The sequence below is a fragment of the Kribbella yunnanensis genome, from assembly GCF_039529655.1.
GTDB classification, from domain to species: Bacteria; Actinomycetota; Actinomycetes; order Propionibacteriales; family Kribbellaceae; genus Kribbella; species Kribbella yunnanensis.
The window spans coordinates 1-23,163 of the sequence record NZ_BAAANF010000004.1 but is presented as its reverse complement, the minus strand read 5'-3'; the positions used below and the strand labels follow the sequence as shown (position 1 = coordinate 23,163).

Annotated in this window: 22 protein-coding genes; 10 read left to right on the top strand and 12 right to left on the bottom strand. The window is 68.2% G+C overall.

Going from position 1 to position 23,163, the window contains the following annotated elements; translation table 11 throughout:
• Nucleotides 1-7: 7 nt before the first annotated feature.
• Complete coding sequence (locus ABD231_RS06995; protein ID WP_344146822.1) at nt 8-574, top strand: hypothetical protein; 567 nt, start codon at nt 8-10, stop codon at nt 572-574.
• Here the strand turns inward: ABD231_RS06995 and ABD231_RS06990 are convergent.
• From ABD231_RS06990 to ABD231_RS06950, 9 genes are read right to left on the bottom strand one after another with little or no spacing between them, the layout of a single operon-like run.
• Nucleotides 550-1,185: an acVLRF1 family peptidyl-tRNA hydrolase gene (locus ABD231_RS06990; RefSeq protein ID WP_344146819.1), complete on the bottom strand. Its 636-nt coding sequence runs from the start codon at nt 1,183-1,185 to the stop codon at nt 550-552. The genes ABD231_RS06995 and ABD231_RS06990 overlap by 25 nt on opposite strands.
• Nucleotides 1,182-1,580 carry a metal-sulfur cluster assembly factor gene (locus ABD231_RS06985; protein WP_344146816.1) on the bottom strand — a complete coding sequence of 133 codons (399 nt, stop codon included), beginning with the start codon at nt 1,578-1,580 and terminating at the stop codon, nt 1,182-1,184. The genes ABD231_RS06990 and ABD231_RS06985 overlap by 4 nt, the downstream gene beginning before the upstream one ends.
• Nucleotides 1,573-2,031, bottom strand: a complete 459-nt coding sequence (gene sufU, locus ABD231_RS06980; protein WP_344146812.1) for a Fe-S cluster assembly sulfur transfer protein SufU — start codon at nt 2,029-2,031, stop codon at nt 1,573-1,575. Before sufU ends, ABD231_RS06985 begins: the two co-directional genes overlap by 8 nt.
• A 1-nt stretch (nt 2,032) precedes the next feature.
• Entirely contained in the window at nt 2,033-3,289 is a 1,257-nt protein-coding gene (locus ABD231_RS06975; protein WP_344146809.1) for a cysteine desulfurase, read from the bottom strand.
• Nucleotides 3,286-4,047, bottom strand: coding sequence for a Fe-S cluster assembly ATPase SufC (sufC, locus tag ABD231_RS06970; protein WP_344146806.1), 762 nt, complete (start codon nt 4,045-4,047; stop codon nt 3,286-3,288). The genes ABD231_RS06975 and sufC overlap by 4 nt, the downstream gene beginning before the upstream one ends.
• 41 nt (nt 4,048-4,088) lie before the next feature.
• On the bottom strand, nt 4,089-4,427 hold the full coding sequence (locus tag ABD231_RS06965) for a non-heme iron oxygenase ferredoxin subunit (protein WP_344146803.1): 339 nt from the start codon (nt 4,425-4,427) through the stop codon (nt 4,089-4,091).
• Nucleotides 4,424-5,623 carry a Fe-S cluster assembly protein SufD gene (gene sufD, locus ABD231_RS06960; protein ID WP_425554153.1) on the bottom strand — a complete coding sequence of 400 codons (1,200 nt, stop codon included), beginning with the start codon at nt 5,621-5,623 and terminating at the stop codon, nt 4,424-4,426. The genes ABD231_RS06965 and sufD overlap by 4 nt, the downstream gene beginning before the upstream one ends.
• The gene (gene sufB, locus ABD231_RS06955) at nt 5,623-7,035 is read right to left on the bottom strand and encodes a Fe-S cluster assembly protein SufB (protein ID WP_344146800.1); all 1,413 of its coding nucleotides are present in this window, start codon (nt 7,033-7,035) and stop codon (nt 5,623-5,625) included. The genes sufD and sufB overlap by 1 nt, the downstream gene beginning before the upstream one ends.
• A complete protein-coding gene (locus tag ABD231_RS06950; RefSeq protein ID WP_344146797.1) occupies nt 7,032-7,757 on the bottom strand; it encodes a helix-turn-helix transcriptional regulator in 726 nt (241 codons plus the stop codon). The genes sufB and ABD231_RS06950 overlap by 4 nt, the downstream gene beginning before the upstream one ends.
• Nucleotides 7,758-7,884: 127 nt before the next feature.
• Between ABD231_RS06950 and ABD231_RS06945 the strand changes: the two genes are divergently transcribed.
• Genes ABD231_RS06945 through ABD231_RS06935 form a run of 3 tightly spaced genes read left to right on the top strand, consistent with a single transcriptional unit; the run spans nt 7,885 to nt 10,326 of the window.
• Entirely contained in the window at nt 7,885-8,607 is a 723-nt protein-coding gene (locus ABD231_RS06945) for an ABC transporter ATP-binding protein (protein WP_344146794.1), read from the top strand.
• Nucleotides 8,604-9,380 carry an ABC transporter permease gene (locus ABD231_RS06940; RefSeq protein ID WP_344146791.1) on the top strand — a complete coding sequence of 259 codons (777 nt, stop codon included), beginning with the start codon at nt 8,604-8,606 and terminating at the stop codon, nt 9,378-9,380. Before ABD231_RS06945 ends, ABD231_RS06940 begins: the two co-directional genes overlap by 4 nt.
• Nucleotides 9,381-9,399: 19 nt before the next feature.
• Complete coding sequence (locus ABD231_RS06935; protein ID WP_344147833.1) at nt 9,400-10,326, top strand: COX15/CtaA family protein; 927 nt, start codon at nt 9,400-9,402, stop codon at nt 10,324-10,326.
• On the opposite strand, the gene ABD231_RS06930 is transcribed toward ABD231_RS06935, so the two are convergent.
• From ABD231_RS06930 to ABD231_RS06920, 3 genes are all read right to left on the bottom strand, one after another.
• A complete protein-coding gene (locus ABD231_RS06930) occupies nt 10,319-11,326 on the bottom strand; it encodes a ScyD/ScyE family protein (RefSeq protein ID WP_344146788.1) in 1,008 nt (335 codons plus the stop codon). The genes ABD231_RS06935 and ABD231_RS06930 overlap by 8 nt on opposite strands.
• Before the next feature lie 181 nt (nt 11,327-11,507).
• Nucleotides 11,508-11,696 carry a hypothetical protein gene (locus ABD231_RS06925; protein ID WP_344146785.1) on the bottom strand — a complete coding sequence of 63 codons (189 nt, stop codon included), beginning with the start codon at nt 11,694-11,696 and terminating at the stop codon, nt 11,508-11,510.
• 924 nt (nt 11,697-12,620) lie between these two features.
• Entirely contained in the window at nt 12,621-13,592 is a 972-nt protein-coding gene (locus ABD231_RS06920) for a heme o synthase (protein WP_425554152.1), read from the bottom strand.
• A gap of 297 nt (nt 13,593-13,889) precedes the next feature.
• Here ABD231_RS06920 and tkt point away from each other — a divergent pair, with 297 nt between their 5' ends.
• From tkt to pgl, 6 genes are read left to right on the top strand one after another with little or no spacing between them, the layout of a single operon-like run.
• Nucleotides 13,890-15,980, top strand: a complete 2,091-nt coding sequence (gene tkt / locus ABD231_RS06915; protein WP_425554157.1) for a transketolase — start codon at nt 13,890-13,892, stop codon at nt 15,978-15,980.
• A 39-nt stretch (nt 15,981-16,019) separates the two neighbouring features.
• Entirely contained in the window at nt 16,020-17,129 is a 1,110-nt protein-coding gene (gene tal / locus ABD231_RS06910) for a transaldolase (RefSeq protein WP_344146779.1), read from the top strand.
• On the top strand, nt 17,126-18,703 hold the full coding sequence (locus ABD231_RS06905; RefSeq protein ID WP_344146777.1) for a glucose-6-phosphate isomerase: 1,578 nt from the start codon (nt 17,126-17,128) through the stop codon (nt 18,701-18,703). The genes tal and ABD231_RS06905 overlap by 4 nt, the downstream gene beginning before the upstream one ends.
• Before the next feature lie 23 nt (nt 18,704-18,726).
• The gene (zwf, locus tag ABD231_RS06900) at nt 18,727-20,277 is read left to right on the top strand and encodes a glucose-6-phosphate dehydrogenase (RefSeq protein ID WP_344146774.1); all 1,551 of its coding nucleotides are present in this window, start codon (nt 18,727-18,729) and stop codon (nt 20,275-20,277) included.
• Complete coding sequence (locus ABD231_RS06895) at nt 20,274-21,572, top strand: glucose-6-phosphate dehydrogenase assembly protein OpcA (protein ID WP_344146771.1); 1,299 nt, start codon at nt 20,274-20,276, stop codon at nt 21,570-21,572. Before zwf ends, ABD231_RS06895 begins: the two co-directional genes overlap by 4 nt.
• Nucleotides 21,569-22,336, top strand: coding sequence for a 6-phosphogluconolactonase (pgl, locus tag ABD231_RS06890; protein ID WP_344146768.1), 768 nt, complete (start codon nt 21,569-21,571; stop codon nt 22,334-22,336). Before ABD231_RS06895 ends, pgl begins: the two co-directional genes overlap by 4 nt.
• Nucleotides 22,337-23,163 lie beyond the last annotated feature (827 nt).

Genomic DNA, 23,163 nt, shown 5'->3' with positions numbered 1-23,163 from the left:
GGAACTGATGCTGACTGCCAGGACCCTGATCGAGGCACAGGTCTACACCAGCGTGCAGACCGCAGCCGACACGGCCGCGCCTGCGGTACCGCCGCCGGACCTGCAACCTGGTGTCAACATCACCCAGGGCGAGACCGCCTGGACCTATGCCTCACCGTCGGGCGACATCGAGATCCCGTACGAGAGTGAGGAGGCTTCCCGCACGATCGGCGTGCCGTTCGGGCTGGGCGTCTCCACCCTGATCGACGCGGCTCAGTGGGCGGTGCTGGCGTCGACGTTCGCCCGCCGGGCGCTGACCGCCGACATGGCCTACACCGGGCAGCCCGGCCAGGACCGGTCGGTCGTCGAGCTCAACTGGGAGTACGCCGCTTACGCCGTACGCGAGGCGTTGAAGTTCTTGCCCGAGGATGCGGATCAGGTGCCGGATTCGGCGATCTGGTCGGACTTCGGCCGGCAGGCGCTCGCCGACAGCCCGCAGCTGGTGCACCGCGCCAAGCTCTTCGACGACCTGCAGTACTACGAAGGCACGCTGTCGGACTTCCGCGCGCTCTACGACGGCCCGTCGTCGTCCTGAGGTTCGGTCAGCTCGATCCGGATCGCGCGCGCATCGACCCCGGCAGCCTCCAGAACCTTCTGCTTCGGATCCGCCACCCCGAGAAACGGCGGCCGCACCAGCTTCGCGATGTCCTTCAGCCGCGGATCCTCGAGCACGGTCTCGATCGCCCGCCGGTCTCCCCCACACACCAACGCGTCCAGCCGAGCCCCGGCCAGAATCCGTACGGCGACCTCAGTCGCCGCCGCGAACGCCTCCCGCGCCTGGTTGTCACGCCGCCGCGCGAACCGCTGCTGCGACCATCCACCGGCTTTCGTCGTCCCCTGCACATGGCGTGACCCGACCTTCGAGTCCACCAGCTTCGGCCCGACGAAAACCCCCGCGCCGTACCCACCCCGCCGTACCAGCAGTAGCCCGAGCCGGTGCTCCCCCAGCACATGCGCAACCAGCCCCTCGCGGCTCAAGTCCACGAGAGGCTGGAAGGGCACACTCACCACGGCAACCGCCCCGTCCGCCGCAGACACCGTCACCTGATGCGGTGCTACGTCGAACGAGACGTCGCCGTGCCGTTCACCAAAGCCGGTCAACCACCGATCCAACCGCTCCGGCGCGACTGTTACTACTCTGCTCACACGTTGAAGCCGAGCGCCCGCAGCTGGTCGCGGCCGTCGTCGGTGATCTTCTCCGGGCCCCACGGGGGCATCCAGACCCAGTTGATGCGGAAGTCGTTGACGAGGCCCTCGAGGGCCATCCGGGTCTGGTCCTCGATGACGTCGGTCAGCGGGCAGGCCGCGGACGTCAGGGTCATGTCGATGATCGCCGTGGAGCTGTCGTCGACGGTGACGCCGTAGATCAGGCCGAGGTCGACGACGTTGATCCCGAGTTCGGGGTCGACGACGTCCTTGAGGGCCTCGGTGACGTCCTCGACCGGAGGCGGCGTCGTACCGGGGCCGGCGGCCTGGGCCGCGGCGGCTGCTTCGAGGTCGACCTCGGGCAGCTCGATCTTCTCGTCGGTCTGGTCAGACATTCTTCACTCCTTGGTTGGCCGCCAGCGCCTGGGCGGTGGCATCGCGCCAGGCCGACCAGCCCAGCAACGCACACTTCACGCGGGCGGGGAACTGCGCGACGCCCGCGAAGGCGACGCCGTCCTCCAGAACCTCTTCGTCCGGCTCGATGTTCCCCCGGCTCTGCATGAGCTCGAGGAACTTCTCGTACGTCGCCATCCCCTCGGCGACCGGCTTGCCGATCACCAGGTCCGACATCACCGACGTGGCCGCCTGACTGATCGAGCAGCCGACGCTGTGGTGGGTGACGCCCTTGACGGTGTCACCGTCGAGCTCGACGCGAAGCGTGACCTCGTCCCCGCAGGACGGGTTCACGTGGTGCACCTCCACGTCGTACGGGTCCGCGAGCCCCGCGTGATGCGGGGTGCGGTAGTGGTCCAGGATGATCTCCTGGTACAAGCTGTCGAGCTGCATATCAGTCCACCTTGAAGAAGCTACGGACGAATCCGAGTCCGTCGACGAGCGCGTCGACCTCCTCGGGAGTCGTGTACAGGTAGAAAGACGCTCTGGTGGACGATTGCATTCCGAACCGCTCGTGCACCGGACGCGCGCAGTGGTGACCAGCCCGTACGGCGATGCCTCGCGTATCCAGCACCGTCGACACATCGTGCGGGTGGACGCCGTCCAGCTCGAAGCTGATCGCACCACCGTGGTCGACCGCATCGGTCGGACCGAGCAGCTTCAGCCCGGGGACCGTCTTCAGGCCCTCGAGCGCGTACTCCACGATCGCGTGCTCGTGGGCCGCGATCTTGTCCATCCCGATCCCGGACAGGTAGTCCAGGGCCGCGCCGAGACCGACGGCCTGCGCGATCGGCGGCGTACCGGCTTCGAACCGGGCCGGCGGCGCGGCGTAGGTCGAACCGGTCATCCGGACGATCTCGATCATCTCGCCACCACCGAGGAACGGCGGCAACGCAGCGAGCAGGTCGTACCGGCCCCAGAGCACGCCGATACCCGTCGGGCCGACCGCCTTGTGCCCGGTGAAGACGAGGATGTCCACACCCAGCGTCGAGACGTCGACCGGGAACTGCGGCACCGCCTGCGAGGCGTCCACGACGACGGTCGCGCCGACCGCGTGCGCCTTGACCGCGATGTCGGCGATCGGGTTGATCGTGCCGAGCGCGTTCGAGACCCAGGTCAGGGCGACGACCTTCGTCTGCCCAGTGAGCAGCTCGTCGATATTCGACAGGTCGAGCCGACCGTCCTCGGTGACGCCGAACCACTTCAGCGTCGCGCCGGTGCGCTCACAGGCCAGCTGCCACGGGACGATGTTGCTGTGGTGCTCCATCTCGGAGATCACCACGACATCGCCCGGCTTCAGCCCGGCGCCGAGGGTGTGCGCGGCCAGGTTGAGCGCCTCGGAGGCGTTCTTGGTGAAGACGATCTCGTCCCGGTTGGTCGCGCCGATGAAGGCCGCGACCTTGTCCCGGCCACCTTCGTACGCCGCTGTGGCCTCCGCACCGAGTTGGTGCATGGCGCGGGCGACGTTCGCGTTGTGGATCAGGTAGTGGTCCTCGATCGCCTGGACCACCTGGCGCGGCTTCTGCGAAGAGTTGGCCGAGTCCAGGTAGACCAGCGGGAACCCACCCGCGAGCTCACGCGACAGGATGGGGAAGTCCGCCCGGACCGACTGCAGGTCCAAGGGACTGCTGAACGTCCGGGCGTCGGTCACTTGGCCGCTGCCTTCAGGAAGCGCTCGTAGCCGTTGGCCTCGAGCTCGTCGGCCAGCTCGGCGCCGCCCTCTTCGGCGACCTTGCCGTCGACGAACACGTGCACGAAGTCCGGCTTGATGTAGCGCAGGATCCGGGTGTAGTGGGTGATCAGCAGAACGCCCTTGTCACCCTTCTCCGCGAACCGGTTGACGCCGGTGGAGACGATCTTCAGCGCGTCGATGTCGAGGCCGGAGTCGGTCTCGTCGAGGATCGCGATCTTCGGGTCGAGCAGCTCCAGCTGGACGATCTCGTGGCGCTTCTTCTCACCACCGGAGAAGCCCTCGTTGACGTTGCGGTTGCCGAAGTCGGCGTCCATGTCCAGGTCGGCCAGCGCCTTGTTGACGTCCTTGACCCAGGTGCGCAGCTTCGGGGCCTCGCCGTCGATGGCGGTCTTGGCGGTGCGCAGGAAGTTCGACACCGACACGCCGGGGACCTCGACCGGGTACTGCATGGCCAGGAACAGGCCGGCCCGGGCGCGCTCGTCGACGGCCATGTCCAGCACGTCCTCGCCGTCCAGCGTCACGGTGCCGCCGGTGACGTTGTACTTCGGGTGACCGGCGATCGAGTACGCCAGCGTGGACTTGCCGGAACCGTTCGGGCCCATGATCGCGTGCGTCTGACCACCGGCGATGGTCAGGTCGACGCCGCGCAGGATCTCCTTCGGGCCGTTCTCGGTGTCGACCGACACGTGCAGGTCGCGAATCTCGAGTGTCGCCATGAGGTTTCTCTATCTCCGTCGTTTTCTACAGGGCCATGCAATTACAGGCTTGGCTGGTTCAGGGGGTTCTTCACGTCGACGAGTACGTCGGCGCCGTCCAGGCGGACCGGATAGACCGGGACCGGGTCGTACGCCGGCAGGCTGGTCGGCTCGCCGGTGCGCAGGTCGAAGCGGGATCCGTGCAGCCAGCACTCGATCTCGCATCCGCCGACGTCACCCTCGGACAGCTGGATCTGCGCGTGCGAGCACTCGTCCCGCACCGCGAAGTACTGTCCTTCGCTCTTGATGACCGCAACCTCGACGCCACCGATCTCCACCGAGACGACTCCCTCGTCCGGTACGTCGGCGGCGGCGCAGGCGCGCTCGAAGCTGTCGCTCACTGGCCGAGTGCTGCCTTCGCGGTGGCGCTGAGTTCCGCCGTACGGGCCAGCTTGGTTTCGATCACCTCGTGCAGGTGGTCGACGACCTCGGGGACACCGATCTTGCCGATGATGTCGTTGAAGAAGCCGGACACGACCAGCCGGCGGGCCGCATCCTCGGGGATACCGCGCGCCTGCAGGTAGAACAGCTGCTCGTCGTCGAACCGGCCGGTCGCGGACGCGTGTCCCGCACCCTCGATCTCGCCGGTCTCGATCTCCAGGTTCGGCACCGAGTCGGCGCGGGCGCCCTCGGTCAGGACCAGGTTGCGGTTCAGTTCGAAGGTCTCGGTGCCCTCGGCCGCGGCCCGGATCAGCACATCGCCGATCCACACCGAGCGGGCGTTGTCACCGGCCAGCGCGCCCTTGTAGAGCACGTTGCTCTTGCAGTGCGTGGCCTCGTGGTCGACGAACAGCCGGTTCTCGTGGTGCTGACCGCCCTCGGCGAAGTACACCCCGAGCAACTCGGCGTCACCGCCCGGACCGGCGTACCGGACGTTGGTGTTGATCCGGACGACCTTGCCGCCGAGCGACACCACGACGTGGTGCAGGCGGGCGTCCCGGCCGACCAGCGCGTCGTGCTGGGCCAGGTGGATCGACTCGTGGTCGGCCTGCTGGATGCTCACGACGCGCAGCTCGGCGCCGTCGCCGACCTTGATCTCGACGTTGCTGCTCAGCTCACCGGCACCGGTGTGATCGATGATGACCTGGGCGCGGCTGTGCCGGCCGGCCTCGACGATCAGGTGCGTGTAGCCGCGGCCGCCGAGGCTCGCGACGTTCACGTGCACCGGCTCGGTCAGCTCGGCCTCGTTCGGGATCCGAACGGCCAGGGCGGACGGCGAGCGCTTCCATGCGATCGCGGACGGCCGGTCCTGCGGGGTGAGGACCTTGAGCGCGTCGGCGACGACGGTCTCGATCGCGACCTGCTCGGGGCCGGAGGCGTCGATCTTCGGCGTCTCGGTGCTCTCGGCGTCCTCGAAGAGCGACTTGATCGCCTTCACCGGGGTGAAGCGCCACTCCTCCTCGCGCCCATTGGGCGCCGGGAAGGTCTCGACGTCGTACGACGTGGGCCGTTCGCTCCGGGCCTGCAGCGGGACCGGGGAGCCCGGCCCGTGCGAGTGCGCCTTGTTGCCAGTGGCAACCAGAGTTTCGGTCGACATCAGCCGACGGCCCCTTCCATCTGCAGCTCGATGAGCCGGTTGAGTTCCAGCGCGTACTCCATCGGGAGCTCGCGGGCGATCGGCTCGATGAAGCCGCGGACGATCATCGCCATCGCCTCGTCCTCGGCCATCCCCCGGCTCATCAGGTAGAAGAGCTGGTCGTCGCTGACCTTGGAGACGGTCGCCTCGTGCCCCATCGCCACGTCGTCCTCGCGGACGTCGACGTACGGGTAGGTGTCGGAGCGGCTGATGGTGTCGACCAGCAGCGCGTCACAGCGCACCGTGGACTTGCTGTGGTGCGAACCCGGCGCGACCTCGACCAGACCCCGGTACGACGTCCGGCCGCCACCGCGGGCCACCGACTTCGACACGATCGAGCTCGACGTGTACGGCGCGTTGTGCACCATCTTCGAGCCGGCGTCCTGGTGCTGGCCCTCGCCCGCGAACGCGACCGACAGGGTCTCGCCCTTGGCGTGCTCACCCATCAGGTAGACGGCCGGGTACTTCATCGTCACCTTGGAACCGATGTTGCCGTCGATCCACTCCATCGTCGCGCCCTCTTCACAGGTGGCGCGCTTGGTGACCAGGTTGTAGACGTTGTTCGACCAGTTCTGGATCGTCGTGTAGCGGCAGCGGGCGCCCTTCTTCACGATGATCTCGACGACCGCGGAGTGCAGCGAGTCCGACTTGTAGATCGGCGCCGTGCAGCCCTCGACGTAGTGCACGTAGGCGTCCTCGTCGACGATGATCAGCGTCCGCTCGAACTGGCCCATGTTCTCGGTGTTGATCCGGAAGTAGGCCTGCAGCGGGATGTCCACCTTGACGCCCTTGGGCACGTAGATGAACGAACCGCCGGACCAGACCGCCGTGTTCAGCGCGGCGAACTTGTTGTCGCCGACCGGGATCACCGAGCCGAAGTACTCCTGGAAGAGCTCCGGGTACTCCTTCAGGCCGGTGTCGGTGTCCAGGAAGATGACACCCTGCTCCTCCAGGTCCTCACGGATCTGGTGGTAGACGACCTCGGACTCGTACTGCGCGGCGACGCCGGCGACCAGGCGCTGCTTCTCCGCCTCCGGGATACCGAGCTTGTCGTAGGTGTTCTTGATGTCCTCGGGCAGCTCTTCCCAGCTGGTCGCCTGCTTCTCGGTCGACCGGACGAAGTACTTGATGTTGTCGAAGTCGATCCCGGACAGATCGGCGCCCCACGACGGCATCGGCTTGCGGTCGAAGAGCTTCAGGCCCTTCAGCCGCAGGTCGAGCATCCACTCGGGCTCGCTCTTCAGGGACGAGATCCCACGCACCACGTCGGCGCTGATGCCGCGCTGGGCGACCGCACCGGCGGCGTCGGAGTCGGACCAGCCGTACTGGTAGTTGCCGAGGCCTTCCAGTTCGGGGTGAGCGGTTTGCGTCATCGTGCAGTCCTCGCAGATTCGCCGTCGGATACAGAGGAAACCGGGGCAGGCCCGGGGATGTGCGTCGTACAGACACCGTCGCCGTGGGCGATGGTGGCCAGCCGCTGGACGTGCCGGCCGAGCAAGGTGGCGAACACCTCGGTCTCGGCCTCACACAGCTGGGGGAACTGCTCGGCCACGTGCGCGACCGGGCAATGGTGCTGGCAGAGCTGAGCGCCGTGGCCCCGCTCGGCGGTGGACGCGGCGTACCCGTCCGCCGTCAGCGCCTGGGCCAGCGCCTCCGCCTTGTCACTCTCGGGAGCCGCGTCGACCAGCTCCCGGTACCGCTGTCCCACCTCGACGGCGCGACGGCGGGCGAACTCCGCCACCGCCTCGTCGCCGCCGGCCTCCGCGATGAAGTGCAGCGCGGTGGCCGCCAGGTCGTCGTACGCCTGGTGGAACGCGTGCCGGCCGGAGTCGGTCAGCACGAAGACCTTCGCGGGGCGGCCGCGGCCGCGCGGGCCGTAGACGCGCTCCTCGCGGGACTCGACCAGACCCTCCTCGAGCAGGTGGTCCAGGTGCCGCCGGACGGCGGCAGGCGTCAGCTCGAGGCGCTCGGCCAGCACTGCCGCGCTGGACGGGCCGTTGGTCAAGATGGACCGGGCGACCCGGTCCCGGGTGGACTCGTCCCGCGCGCTGCCGGTGCCGGCAGGCGCCGCTCCGGATGTCGCGGAAGTTTTCACAACATCAGTGTCGCGTAATTCAGGGTGCCCTTCAAATAAGGCTGCCCTAACCGGTTCACGCCGCTCCGCTGAAGTTCAGGGGTGGGCGTGAGCGAGGTCACGTCTACCTGTTCTCTATGCTGCGGTTGTGCCAGTCGCGGTGGAGATCGACAACCTCGTCGTGCGGTACGGCGAGAAGGCCGCGGTCGACGGACTCACTCTCACCGTAACCGGCGGCGCCGTCACGTCTGTGCTCGGCCCCAACGGGGCGGGCAAGACCACGACCGTGGAGAGCTGCGAGGGGTTCCGGCGACCGGATTCCGGCCGCGTCCGGGTGCTCGGGCTGGACCCGATCGCCGACCACGACGAATTGATGCCGCGGATCGGCGTGATGCTGCAGGAGGGCGGCGCCTGGTCCGGCGTCCGCGCGCTCGAGATGCTCACGTACGTCGCTGCTTTGCACACGCACCCGCTGGACCTGCCGACGCTCGTCGAGCGACTGGACCTCGGTACCTGCGGCAAGACGCCGTACCGGCGGTTGTCAGGCGGGCAGAAGCAGCGGCTGTCGCTCGCGCTGGCGATCGTCGGGCGGCCGGAGATCGCGTTCCTCGACGAACCGACGACCGGGCTCGACCCGCACGGGCGCCGCGAGATCTGGCAGCTGATCCGCGACCTGCGGGATGACGGGGTGACCGTCGTACTGACGACGCATGCGATGGACGAGGCCGAGCAGCTGTCCGACCAGGTGCATGTGATGGCGGCCGGGAAGCTGATCGCCTCTGGCACGCCGGACACGCTGACTGAGCACGGCACGAAGTCGCTGGAGGACGTGTACCTCGAACTGACCGCACCGAAGCGAGAGAACTCATGACGACGTATGCGCCCCAGCCGGGCAGCGCACCCTGGTCGCGCAAGGTGCTGGCGCACACGCGGATGGAGTTCCGGCTGCTGATTCGCAACGGTGAGCAACTGTTGCTCGCACTGGTCATTCCGCTTGGGCTGCTGCTGTTGCTGGGCGCGACGGGGCTGGGCAACCGGCTGCCGCTCGGAGACGGCCGGCCGATCGATGACGCCGTACCGCGGGTGCTTGCTCTTGCGGTGCTGTCGTCGTCGTTCACGTCGCTGGCGATCGCTACTGGTTTTGAGCGCCGGTACGGCGTGATCAAGCGGCTGGGGGCGTCTCCGCTTTCACGCGGCGGATTGCTTGCCGGGAAGATCGGTGCGGTGCTGATCGTGCAGGTGATCCAATTCGCCGTTTTGATCGGGACTGGGTTCGCACTGGGCTGGAAGCCGGTGGGTGGCGCTAATGCGGTGGTTGGCGTCGTACTGACTGTTCTGTGCGGTACGGCGGCGTTCGCGTCGCTCGGTCTGTTGATGGCCGGTGTGCTGCGGGCCGAGGCGACGCTGGCAGCTGCGAACCTGCTCTATCTGTTGCTGCTCGCTGGTGGCGCGGTGATGACGCCGGTCGACGAGTATCCGGAGGCCATGCAGGGCGTGGTCCGGCTGCTGCCGAGTGCGGCACTGGCGAGCGGTCTGTCGAACTCGACGGTCGAAGGGATCATCCCCTGGGCCGCCGCGTTGTCACTCGCGCTATGGGCCGGAGTCCTGGGCTACCTGGTCTCCCGAACCTTCCGATGGGACTGACCTTTAGAGTGTGCCGGTGATGACGACCGATCTTCCGCCCCAACAGACTGAACCAGTCGGCCGGTTCTGGCGCCTGGTGCCCGAGCCGAGCCTGGACGCAGTCCGGCGCTGGGGCTGGGCTTCGGTGATCGTCAACATCGGCATCGTGGTCACCGGCGGTCTCGTCCGGCTGACCGGCTCCGGACTCGGCTGCCCGACCTGGCCGTCGTGCACGGACTCGTCGTACGTGCCGCATGCCGCGCTCGGGATGCATGGCGCGATCGAGTTCGGCAACCGGATGCTCGGGTTCGTGGTCGCGATTGTTGCGATCGGCACCTGGCTCGCGGTGATGCGCTACCGGCCGATCCGCCGGGACTTGCGGAGACTGGCGACGGCGGCGGCGCTCGGCGTACCGCTGCAGGCTGTTATCGGCGGTGTGAGCGTCCTCACGGGTCTGAACCCGTGGATCGTGTCGGCGCACTTCCTGGTCTCGCCGGTCATCATCACGCTGACCGTGTCGATGATGCGCCGGTCGCGAACCAGTCCTTACCCGCACACTCCCCCGGTCGTCCGGGCGCTCGCCACGGCATCCGTGGTGGCCGTCTGGCTGGCCGTTGCCGTCGGCACCCTCGTCACCGGCGCCGGGCCGCACTCAGGCGATCCGGACACCGGCCGGAACGGGTTCGACGAAGAGCTGATCAGTCAGCTCCACGCCGACGTGGTCTTCGGGCTGCTCGGCATCACGATCGCTCTCGTGATCGCCACCCGGGTGACGGCGACCTCACGCACCCTGCGCAAGCTCGCGTCCTGGCTTCTCGCGGCCGAGCTACTCCAGGGCGTGGTGGGCTTCACGCAGTACTTCACCCACCTGCCCTGGGTGCTGGTCCTCATTCACATGTTCTTCGCGGCACTACTGATCGCGCTCGTCACAGCTGTGTACGGCGAACGCGGTACGCCGGCTACTTAACCCTGTAGACCGCCCCTGGTCCGAAGACCGGCGACGACACGAAGAGCTGGCCCCAACGGTTGTAGGCGACCCCACCCGGCAGGTTGAGCTTGCCGCGGGCAAGTTCCTTCCGGTGGCCCCACTTGTCCTGCACGATGAGCGACCCGATCGGCGAACCACCCATCTCGAACTTCAACCAGCTGTCGCGAGCCAGTTGGACCACGGCGAGTTTGCCATGCGGCCCACCGGCGAGATCCACGATCGACGTGTACCCATCGGCGTACCGCTTGCAGTTGCCCTTCCACGGCTTCGCCGGGTCGCATACTGCGTTCACCGAGCCAGGCTTGATCCGCCAGATCTGCGACGTCCCCTTGGTCGCCGGGAAGCCGCGGAGCTCACCGACGTACCAGTAGCCGTCCGACCCGACAGTCACCGAGGTCGCGACCGCCTCGCTCGGCATCTTCGTCCCAGCCGGCGGCGCATCCGGTCCCAGACCAGTCGGCACCGTCACGACTCGCGGCTTCAACCGCGCCACGGTCTTGATCTTCCCATTCGGCCACACCCGCAACAGGTCGTTGCCCGCAGCATCCGCCACGAGAACCGTGCCGTCCTTCAACGCCGCCACCCCGAACGGGTTCGACTCGGTCGGCGGATCGGCCAGGTTGTACGGATCCGGGTCCTTGGCCTGGTACTTCGCAATATTCGCCACCACGACCGGCGACTTCCCCGGCCGCAACCGGAACAGGCTCGCCCCACCTGGCGGGATCGGCTGACCCGGCTCACCACCCGCGCTGGTCAGCGCATACGTCGTACCCCACCGGTTGGTGTCGACCGCCGGCGGGAACCCACCCGGCACCTGCCCCAGCTTCCACGTCTTGTGACCATCGGTCGCATACACCGAACCGTCCGTGACGCCGTAGATCACCTTGTGCCCATACGTCGCCACACCCCGTGGACCATTCAAATTCGTTGCCACAGGCTTCAGTACCCCGCCCGCCTCAGCCGGCCCCGCCACCAGCATGGACCCAGCCAACGCAAGCGCCGCAATCGCGGCTATTCGTGTTCGTGCCCCCACTGTGTAACCCCCTGAGATCTGTGTCTCCCCAGACGCGGAGCCCCTCCACAGACCCCAACATCGCAACACCACACCTCCCAGGGGTCAAGGCCCACAAGGGCATAACTCTGCGCCGTCGCCTGCCGACTCAGACGCGATTCACCTCAGTCGGACTGCAATCCGCCGTCCGCAACGGCTCGTTGGTGATGTGCACGCCAGGGAAGCGGCGGCGCATCGCGGCCTCATGGCGGTCAGCGGAAGCCGGCTCTCCGATGAAGTCCGCAAGCACATGCGGACCGAACCACAGCCGCACCCGTCGGCGAGGTAGAAAACTCACGCGCCGGACGCTATCGCCCGCAGTTGTCAGCAGTGTTACTCCGCGTTACACCCCGAAGTCACCATCCTCAACTTCCGCCTGCCCCGACGCCTCGCCTCGATCGCGGACCTGCCCCACTCACTAACCCCCGCCCAAGCCCTGCCCGAACGATCCGCTGAGCGTGAACCCCGCAACCGCCCCCAAGTAAGTGAGTGGGGGCGGTCCGCCCCGTCGCTCCGGGCACGCGCGCTCCCGCCCGTGCGCCCCACCCGCCCATTCACGCGGCTACCGCCGCTTCCCCTCGAAAGCAGTTGCGCCCAACCGTCCATTCGCAGGCAGCCGCCGCTCCAGCCCGCTCCTACGTCGCGTGCAACGCGGCTAGCTGACACGTCCTTGTGGAGGTGGGGGGCGTGCTGGGGCCGATCACCGGGGGCTGGGGTCGCCCGGGGTCTGGTGGTCCGCCCCACGCGATTACCCCCTCGCTCCGGGCACGCGCGCTCCTCCGTCGCGTACTCCGCCCGTGCGCCCCACCCACCCGTTCACGCGGCTGCCGCCGCTTCCCCGCAAAAGCAGTTGCGCCCAACCGTTGATCCGCAGGCAGCTGCCGCTCCAGCCCGCTCCTGCGTCGCGTGCAACGCGGCTAGCTGACACGTGGTTGTGGGGGTGGGGGCGCCGTGAGCCCGATCGACAGGGTTGGGGGGCGCTCTCCGGAAGGGGGTGGTCCCGACCAGGCCGGGGTGGTCACCCGGCGGGCTGGTCTGGTGGACCGCCATCACCCAGTAACTCGCCGCATGTCGGCGGCACACGCTCACCTGATCACACGCGAGCGCCGAAAACACCGGTTGGTGGGTGATGCACGTCCGCCCGACCACATGTCGGCGGAACCACCTGGGGCCGCCGCGCCGGAGGCGCCAGAAGGTCTGTCGCCGCCGGAGGCGGTGTCCTTTAGCGCAGCAGCGGGTCGATGGCGGCGGCGATGAAGAGGAGGGCTAGGTAGATGTTGGAGAAGTGGAAGAGGCGCATGGGGCGGAGCGCTGCTCCGTCGGCGCCGGTGTGGGCTCTCCGGAGGAGGTTGCGGGCTTCGCGGAGGAAGACGATGCCCAGAACGACGGCGGCTGCGGGGTAGACGAAGCCGGTGTCGGCTACGGGCCAGAGGGCGATGGAGGTGAGGACCATCACTACCGAGTAGGCCATGATCTGGCGGGCGGTTTGGACCGGGGTGGCGACGACGGGGAGCATCGGGACGTCTACCGAGGCGTAGTCCTCGCGGTACCGCATGGCGAGGGACCAGGTGTGGGGCGGCGTCCAGAAGAAGACGACGCCGAACAGGACGATCGGGGTCCAGGCCAGCGAGTTGGTGACTGCGGTCCAGCCGATCAGGGTGGGGAAACAGCCCGCGATTCCGCCCCAGACGATGTTCTGCACCGTCCGGCGCTTCAGGATCATCGTGTAGCCGAAGACGTAGAACAGGTTCGCGACCAGGGCGAGGATCGACGAGAGCCAGTTCACGAAGAAGCCGAGCTCCAGCGTGGCCAGCACTCCGAGGACGACGCCGAAGATGGTCGCCGAGCGGGGGCTGACCGCGTGCCGCGGCAACGGCCGGCGGCGGGTGCGGCGCATCTGCTCGTCGATGTCGCGGTCGAGCACGCAGTTGATCGTGTTCGCGCTGCCGGAGGCGAGGATGCCGCCGACCAGGGTGGCGGCGACGACGCCCAGGCCGGGGACTCCCCCGGCGGCCAGGAACATCACCGGCACGGTGGTGATCAGCAGCAGCTCGATGATGCGTGGCTTGGTCAGCCCGACGTACGCCTTCACCACGTCGCGCACCGACGGAGACACCACAGAAGATGGATCCGGCAGCGGCGTCGGGTACGACGTCGTCGCGGCTGGACGCGGGTCGACGGCCGTCACGAACACCTCGAACTCAGAAGGTTGACGCCGGGGTACCGGCGCTGACGGTTCGACAGTCTACGACGCCCCGTAGGAGGGCCCGACCACCCCCCTGGGTGTGTCCGGGAACAACGACGTTCACCTCCGAGTTGCTCATCTGTGAGACGCCTGAAACGTGCTGGCGAGTAGGCTCCTGACCGAGAACCAGCACCTGTGGTGACAGCCATCGAGAGGAGCGCCGCCGGCGTGACGGAGAAGACCAGCCCCAAGCTTGAATGGACCGAGCTCGACCAGCGTGCGGTTGACACCGTGCGGGTCCTCGCGATGGACGCCGTGGAGAAGGTCGGCAACGGCCACCCCGGTACGGCGATGAGCCTGGCGCCGGCGGCGTATCTGCTGTTCCAGAAGGTGATGCGGCACAATCCCGCGGATCCGCACTGGGCCGGTCGCGACCGCTTCGTCCTGTCGGCCGGGCACTCGAGCCTGACCCTGTACATCCAGCTCTACCTGGCCGGTTTCGGCCTGGAGCTCGACGACCTGAAGGCGCTGCGGACCTGGGGCAGCAAGACCCCCGGCCACCCGGAGTACCGGCACACCCCCGGCGTCGAGACGACCACCGGCCCGCTCGGCCAGGGTGTCGGCAACGCGGTCGGGATGGCGATGGCGGCCCGCCGCGAGCGCGGTCTGTTCGACCGCGAGAGCGCGAAGGGCGAGAGCCTGTTCGACCACCACATCTACGTGATCGCGTCCGACGGTGACCTGGAGGAGGGCGTCTCGTCCGAGGCGTCGTCGCTGGCCGGTCACCAGCAGCTCGGCAACCTGACGGTGATCTGGGACGACAACAAGATCTCCATCGAGGACGACACCAACATCGCGTTCTCCGAGGACGTCGCGGCCCGCTACGCGGCGTACGGCTGGGATGTCCGCACGGTCGACTGGACCAACGGCGGCACCGGGTACGACGAGGACGTCCAGGCCCTGTACGACGCGATCGAGGCCGGCAACGCGGTCACCGACAAGCCGAGCTTCATCCAGCTGCGCACGATCATCGGCTGGCCGTCGGCGACCAAGAAGGGCACCGGCAAGGTGCACGGCAACGCCCTCGGCGCCGAAGAGGTCGCGGCCACCAAGGAGATTCTCGGCTGGGACCCGGAGCAGAACTTCCAGGTCGCCGACGAGGTCATCGCGCACACTCGCCAGGCCGTCGAGCGCGGCCAGGCCCTCGAGGACGTCTGGAACGCCGAGTTCGAGAAGTGGAAGGCTGCGTCCCCGGAGCAGGCCGTGCTGTTCGACCGGTTGAGCCGGCGTGAGCTTCCGGCCCGCTGGAAGGACGCCCTGCCGAGCTGGGACGCCGACGCCAAGGGTGTCGCGACCCGCGCCGCCTCCGGCGAGGTCCTGTCCAAGCTCGCGCCTGAGCTCCCGGAGCTGTGGGGCGGCTCGGCCGACCTCGCCGGTTCGAACAACACGACCCCGAAGGGTCAGCCGTCGTTCATCCCCGCGGTGCACTCGACCGAAGCCTTCCAGGGCGACGAGTACGGCCGCGTCCTGCACTTCGGCATCCGCGAGCACGGCATGGGCGCCATCCTGAACGGCATCGCCCAGCACGGCGGCACCCGCCCGTACGGCGGCACCTTCCTCGTCTTCTCGGACTACATGCGACCGTCCGTCCGGCTGGCGGCGCTGATGAAGTTGCCGGTCACCTACGTCTGGACGCACGACTCGATCGGTCTCGGCGAGGACGGCCCGACGCACCAGCCGATCGAGCACCTGTCGGCGCTGCGCGCGATCCCGGGCCTGGATGTCGTCCGCCCCGGTGACGCCAACGAGACGGCCGCCGCCTGGGAGGCAGTCCTCGAGCACACCGACCGCCCGGCGGCCCTCGCGCTGACCCGGCAGAACGTGCCGACCTTCCCGCGCGGCACCGACGGCTACGCGACCACCGAGAACGTGAAGAAGGGCGCCTACACGCTCCTCGACACCGACGGTACGCCGGACGTCGTGCTGATCGGCACCGGCTCCGAGCTGCAGATCGCGGTCGAGGCCCGCACCAAGCTGGCCGAGCAGGGCATCAACGCACGGGTCGTGTCGATGCCGTCGCGCGAGTGGTTCGACGAGCAGGACGACGCCTACCGCGAGACCGTCATCCCAGCCGACGTACGGGCCCGCGTCTCGGTCGAGGCCGGGATCGCCCAGAGCTGGCACGCCGTCGTCGGCGACGCCGGCCGCAGCGTCAGCATCGAGCACTACGGCGCGTCCGCCGCCTACCAGACCCTGTACGACGAGTTCGGCATCACGACCGAGGCTGTCGTCCAGGCGGCCAAGGACAGCATCGCGACGGCGGCCGGTATCTCCGGTCCCGGCGTACCGCCGAAGCGTGCCTCGTCCGGCCCGGTCGGTCCGGCCGACGCAGCCTGACAACCTCACAACAGAAGATTCCGGAAGAAGGCATCGGACATGAACGATCGCTTGAAAGCACTCGCCGACGCGGGTGTCTCCATCTGGCTCGACGACCTGTCCCGTGAGCGGCTGAACAGCGGCAGCCTGCGGGCCCTGATCGAGGACAAGCACGTCGTCGGGGTGACGACGAACCCGACCATCTTCGCCAAAGCCATCTCGGACGCCGACGCGTACGCCGAGACCGTCGGCAAGCTCGCCGCCCAGGGCGTCTCGACCGACGAGGCGATCCGGGTGATCACCACCAGCGACGTCCGTGACGCCGCCGACCTGTTCAAGCCGATCTACGACGACACCGACGGCCAGGACGGCCGGGTCTCGATCGAGGTCGAGCCGGGTCTGGCGCGGGACACCGCGGGCACGATCGAGCAGGCCAAGCTGCTGTGGGAGATCGTCGGCCGCGAGAACGTGTTCGTGAAGATCCCCGCCACCAAGGAGGGTCTGCCCGCGATCACCGCGACGCTGGCCGCCGGGATCAGCGTGAACGTGACGCTGATCTTCTCCCTCGAGCGCTACAAGGCCGTTGCGGACGCGTTCCTGTCCGGCCTCGAGCAGGCGATCGAGAACGGTCACGACGTGACCAAGCTGGCCAGCGTGGCGTCGTTCTTCGTCAGCCGCGTCGACACCGAGATCGACAAGCGGCTCGAAGCGATCGGCACCGACGAGGCAAAGGCCCTCAAGGGCAAGGCCGCGGTCGCGAACGCGCGGCTCGCCTTCGAGGCGTACGAGGAGATCTTCTCCAGCGACCGCTGGCGCGAGATCGAGACCGCCGGCGCCAAGCCGCAGCGCCCGCTGTGGGCGTCGACCGGCGTCAAGGACCCGTCGTACTCCCCCACCCTGTACGTCGACAACCTGGTCACCAACGGCGTCGTCAACACGATGCCCGAGGCAACCATCAAGGCGGTCGAGGAGCACAGCGAGGTCACCGGCGACACGGTGCGCGGCGACTACGCGGGCGACCGCAAGGTGATCGACGACCTGGAGAAGCTGGGCATCTCGTACGACGAGGTCGTGCAGATCCTCGAGGACGAGGGCGTCGCGAAGTTCGACGCATCCTGGTCCGAGCTCCAGGACACCGTCACCGCGGCGCTGAAGGGTGCGGCCAAGTGACTGGTGTAACGACTCACAACGGCGACTGGACCGAGGTCGTCAACAAGCTCGTCGAGGACAAGATCGCCTCCCGGATCGCCGCGAAGGACGCGACGATCTGGGGTCCGGACGCCGAGTCCGAGGCCTCGATCCGGCTCGGCTGGGTGGACCTGCACGAGACGTCGCGGCCGCTGCTGGTCGAGATCGAGGCCCTGCAGGCCGCATTGCGGGCCGAGGGCATCGACCGCGTCGTCCTGTCCGGCATGGGCGGCTCGTCGCTGGCCCCTGAGGTCATCACCCGTACGGCGGGAGTCGACCTCGTCGTCCTGGATTCGACCGACCCGAGCGTGGTCGCTCGGGCGCTGGCCGGTGACCTGTCGAAGACGGTCGTCGTCGTGTCCAGCAAGTCCGGCGGCACGGTCGAGACCGACAGCCACCGCCGTACGTTCGTGAAGGCCTTCACCGACGCCGGGATCGACGCGGCGTCGCGGATCGTGGTCGTCACGGACCCCGGTTCGCCGTTCGAGAAGCTGTCGGCCGACGAGGGGTACCGCAAGACGTTCCTCGCCGACCCGAACGTCGGTGGTCGCTACAGCGCGCTGACCGCGTTCGGCCTGGTGCCGTCCGGTCTCGCCGGTGCGGACATCGCCGAGCTGCTGGAGCAGGCCGCCGAGGCTGCGCCTTCTCTGCAGGCCGACTCCACGGACAACCCGGCCCTGTGGCTGGGTGCGGTGCTCGCCGCGTCCGAGGGTCGCGACAAGGCGATCATCACGGCCGATGGGTCCGACATCGTCGGCTTCCCGGACTGGGCCGAGCAGTTGATTGCCGAGAGCACCGGCAAGCTCGGGACCGGCGTACTGCCGGTTGCCGTCGAGCTTGGCGCTCCGGAGCTGACCAGCGAGGCGGCCGACCTGACCAACGCGTTGCTGGCCGGCAAGCCGACCAGCGGCGTACCGACTGCTCTCACCTCGGGTTCGCTCGGCGGGCAGTTCCTGCTCTGGGAGGTGGCGACGGCGGTGGCCGGCTACCTGCTGGGCATCGACCCGTTCGACCAGCCGGACGTCGAGAGCGCGAAGAAGGCCGCTCGCGGTCTGCTCGACGCGCAGCCGGAGCCGGAGGAGGCCGCCTTCACCGACGGTGTCGTCGAGGTGCGCGGTTCCGAGGGTCTGCTCGACGGTGTCGACTCGCTGCAGGGCGCGGTCGACGCGCTGCTGGGTCAGCTCGACGAGGTCGGGTACGTCGCAGTCATGGCTTACCTGGACTCGGAGCGCGACGCTTCGCTCATTGGTGTTCGGCCGGCGATCGCCGGGAAGACCGGTCGCCCGGTCACGTTCGGGTGGGGACCGCGGTTCCTGCACTCGACCGGCCAGTACCACAAGGGCGGTCACCCCGAAGGCGTGTTCCTGCAGATCACGGCGGCGCACCCGGCCGACGTGGAGATCCCGGATCGCCCCTTCACCTTCGGTACGTTGATCTCGGCTCAGGCAGCCGGTGACGCGAACGTCCTCGCCGAGCGCGGCCGGCCGGTGCTGCGGCTCCACCTGACCGATCCGGCGAGCGGCGTACAGCAACTTCTTTCTCTGTTCACGAAGTAAGCAACTCAGGAGGCTTGCGGCTGATGACCGCTGAGCTCGACGAAGGGCCGGTCGGCCCGGTGAACCCGCTGCGCGACCCGCAGGATCGGCGGCTGCCGCGGATCGCCGGGCCGTGCAGCCTGGTGATCTTCGGTGTCACCGGCGACCTGGCCCGCAAGAAGCTGATGCCGGCGGTCTACGACCTGGCGAACCGGGGGCTGCTGCCCCCGGGTTTCGCACTGGTCGGGTTCGCCCGGCGCGACTTCACCAACCAGGACTTCGCACAGATCGTGCACGACTCGGTGAAGGAGCACGCGCGGACGCCGTTCCGCGAGGAGGTCTGGCAGCAGCTTGCCGAGGGCTTCCGGTTCGTGCCCGGTGATCTCACCGACGACGAGGCGTTCAAGCGGCTGCGCGAGACCGTGGACGAGCTGGACATCAGCCGTGGGACGGGTGGCAACCACGCGTTCTACCTGTCCATCCCGCCGGGCCTGTTCCCGCAGGTCGTGCAGCAGTTGTCCGAGCACGGCCTGACCGAGGAGAAGCCGGGTTCCTGGCGCCGGGTGGTCATCGAGAAGCCGTTCGGTCACGACCTGCAGAGTGCTCGTGAGCTGAACCGTGTGGTCGAGTCGGTCTTCCCGCCGGAGGCGGTCTTCCGGATCGACCACTACCTGGGCAAGGAAACCGTCCAGAACATGCTGGCCCTCCGGTTCGCCAACGCGATGTTCGAGCCGGTGTGGAACAGCCACTACGTCGACCACGTCCAGATCACGATGGCCGAGGACATCGGCATCGGCGGCCGGGCCGGGTACTACGACGGCATCGGCGCAGCCCGCGACGTGATCCAGAACCACCTCCTCCAGTTGCTCGCACTGGTCGCGATGGAGGAGCCGGTCAGCTTCGACGCATGGTCGCTGCGACAGGAGAAGAAGAAGGTGCTCGCGGCGGTCACACTGCCCGATCGCCTCGACCTGCACACCGCCCGCGGTCAGTACGCGGCCGGCTGGGCCGGTGGTTCGAAGGTCAAGGGATACCTCCAAGAGGACGGCATCCCGGCGCACTCCGCGACCGAGACCTTCGCCGCGATGCGGGTCGACGTGGACACCCGGCGCTGGGCCGGCGTCCCGTTCTACCTGCGCACCGGCAAGCGCCTCGGGCGTCGCGTGACCGAGGTTGCGGTGATGTTCAAGCGCGCCCCGCACCTGCCGTTCACCAAGACCGAAACCGAGGAGCTGGGGCAGAACGCCCTGGTCCTGCGGATCCAGCCCGACGAAGGCATCACGATGCGCTTCGGCGCCAAGGTGCCCGGTACGTCGATGGAGATCCGCGACGTCAACATGGACTTCCAGTACGGCGGTTCGTTCACCGAGTCGTCGCCCGAAGCGTACGAGCGGCTGATCCTCGACGTACTGCTCGGTGATCCGCCGTTGTTCCCGCAGCACACCGAGGTCGAACTGGGCTGGAAGATCCTCGACCCGGTGATCAACTACTGGGCCTCGCACGGAACGCCCGAGCAGTACGCGTCCGGCGACTGGGGACCCGATTCTGCGCACGAGATGCTCGCCCGCGACGGACGCGCTTGGAGAAGGCCATGATCATCGACCTCACCGGCACGACGTCGAGCGAGATCGCGTCCGCGCTGCTGAAGGCCCGCCGGAGCGCGGGTTCCCCGGCCATGGGCATGGTCGGCACCATCGTGGTCGTCGTCGACGAGGCCTCACACCACGACGCGATGAAGGCCGCGAACGAAGCCGGGCGCGAGCACCCCTCCCGAGTTCTGGTCGCGATCCTGCGGCCGGGGCGCGGGGCTGCCGGGCTGGATGCTGAGGTCCGGGTCGGCGAGGGCATTCCGGGTGAGGCCGTGCTGCTGCGGCTGCACGGCGAGCTGGCCCGGGTTCCCGAGTCGGTCATCACGCCGCTGCTGCTGCCGGACTCCCCCGTCATCGTCTGGTGGCCGGGTGGCGGACCGAAGGTCCCGGCCGAGGACCCGCTGGGGCGCCTCGCTCGCCGTCGCGTCACCGACGCGGCCGCGGGTCGGCGTGCTTCCGTTGACTTCACCGCGCGCGCCGAGGGCTATGCGCCTGGCGACACCGACTTCGCGTGGACGCGGCTCACGCCGTGGCGCGCGCTGATGGCGGCTGCGCTGGACCAGTACCCGACGAAGGTGCTGGCCGCCGAGGTCGTGTCAGCCAAGGGCAACCCCTCGGCCGACCTGATGGCCGCCTGGCTGCAATGCCGGCTGGGCGTCCCGGTCGAACACAAGAACTCGCGCGGGCCGGGCATCACCGCCGTACGGATGTTCACGTCGTCGGGGCCGATCGCGCTGACGCGCCCGGATGGTTCGGTCGCGACGTTCACGATTCCCGGTGCGCCGGATCGTCCGGTCGCACTCAAGCGCCGTACGCCGTCTGAGCTGTTGAGCGAGGAATTGCGCCGGCTCGACCCGGACGACGTGTACGCGAAAACGCTCGCCTGCATGGTCGAACGGGAGAACATGCCCGCCTCGGCGAAGAAGGTCACCGAAGCCGACCGTCGTTCCACGCAAGCTGCCGTGAGCAAGGCGGCCGCGAAGACTGCTGCGGTCGGCGGCAAGGCTGCGTCAGCCGAGCTCGAGGCACACGCCGCCGGCAAGAAGGCCACCCCCGCGAAGAAGGTAGCCGCGTCGAAGAACGCTGCGGCTAAGAAGCCTGCCGCCAAGAAGGCGACGTCGAAGCGCACGGCGAAGTCGTCAGCTGCGCGTGCGACCGCGACTCGCTCGACGGCCGCCCGCTCGACGGCGAAGAAGGCAACCGCGAAGAAGGCGGCTGCGGGCCAGAAGACGGAGTCGGGCGCGTACAAGAAGGCTGTCGCGAAGAAGCCGGCCAGCAAGCGTGTGGCGGGGCGGTCATGAGCGGGCCGGAGCGGGTGATTGACCCGGAGCTGCTGATTCACCGGGACGCGACTGCGTTGGCTCATGCGGTGGCGGCTCGGTTTGTTACCGCGCTGGTCGATGCCCAGAGCAACGGCCGGGTGGCTCAGGTAGTGCTGACCGGCGGTCGGGTCGCGGCTGCGATTTACCGTGCGGTGGCCGAGTCACCTGCCAGTGCGACGATCGACTGGCAGCGGGTCGAGTTCTGGTGGGGTGATGAGCGCTTCCTGCCGCCCGGCGACCCCGAGCGCAACGAGACCCAGGCCCGCGACGCACTCCTGAACCACGTCAACTTCGACCCAGCCCGCGTGCACCCGATGCCCGCGGACACCGGCCAAACCCCCGAAGCTGCCGCCGAGGTCTACGCAACCGAACTCGCCGCCACCATCTCAGCCCTCAGCGACGTCAAAGGCCGCGCAGTACCAGCCTTCGACGTACTGATGCTAGGCGTCGGCCCCGACGGTCACGTCGCCTCACTCTTCCCCGGCTACCCCCAGCTAGAGGTCGTCGACGTCACCACCGTCGCCGTCCACGACTCGCCCAAGCCGCCGCCGACCCGCATCTCACTCACCGTGCCGGCGCTCAACCGCTCCCGCGAGGTCTGGTTCGTAGTCTCCGGCGAGGACAAAGCCGAAGCAGTAGCCGAAGCCCTCAAGGAAACCAGCACCCTCCCCGCCTCAGCCCCCAAAGGCCGCAACCGCACCCTCTGGCTCCTGGACGAACAAGCCGCCTCCCAAATCCAGTAGCCCTCGCACCGGATTCCAGAGTCCCGCCGCCACAACGTCCGAAGAACCGCACGCGTGGTCTCCGAATCGGCGGACGTTAATCACCTCTCCCCGCCAACGTCCGAACGACCGCACGCATGGTCTCCGGATATTCGGACGTTAGCGCGGTGGTTGCGTTAGCCGGCAACTTTGGGGTGCCATACGCGAAATAGTTACCGCCCAACGCGCGATCGACAGCACGGGCACGCGAGGGGGACGGTCAGCCGGGAGCCGGTCTCTTTCCCGCACCGCAACCACAGCCCGGAAACCCCGGACGACCTGGAGCCGCGGTCACCGACCTCGCCATCCAGCCGAGCCACCGCGGCGCCCAGCGACGCTTTCTTTTTAGTCGGCCGGAAGCGGCGATCAGCCACAGCGCACGTCCCCGGCCGAGTCCCTTTCGGTCTGTACCCCCGACTCGACCGCCAAAGGCGGCCGACAAAGCAAGAGAGCGGGCCACGCGGGTGGCTGAGCCGGATGGCGAGGTCGGCAACCGCGGCTCGCGTTGTCCTGGGCTGACGGGCTATGGCTCAGGTGCGTGAGGCTCGAGTCTTTGCGTTAGCTGGAAGATTTTCGAGGTCCAGGCGCCGCCGATTTTCCTCCGACTAACGCACCAGACATCCCCGAGGACCCGAGAACGGGGGGCCCGGTAGTCACCTTGAGCACCCACCGACCATCCGGCACCCACCCAAACGGTCGAACCGTGCTCAAGGTTGCCCCGGCCGGCGCACCTTGAGCACAGTGATGATGGTTGTGGCTCTTGGCGGATGACTCGCTTGAGCACTGACGACGCTGTCTTTGATGGGATC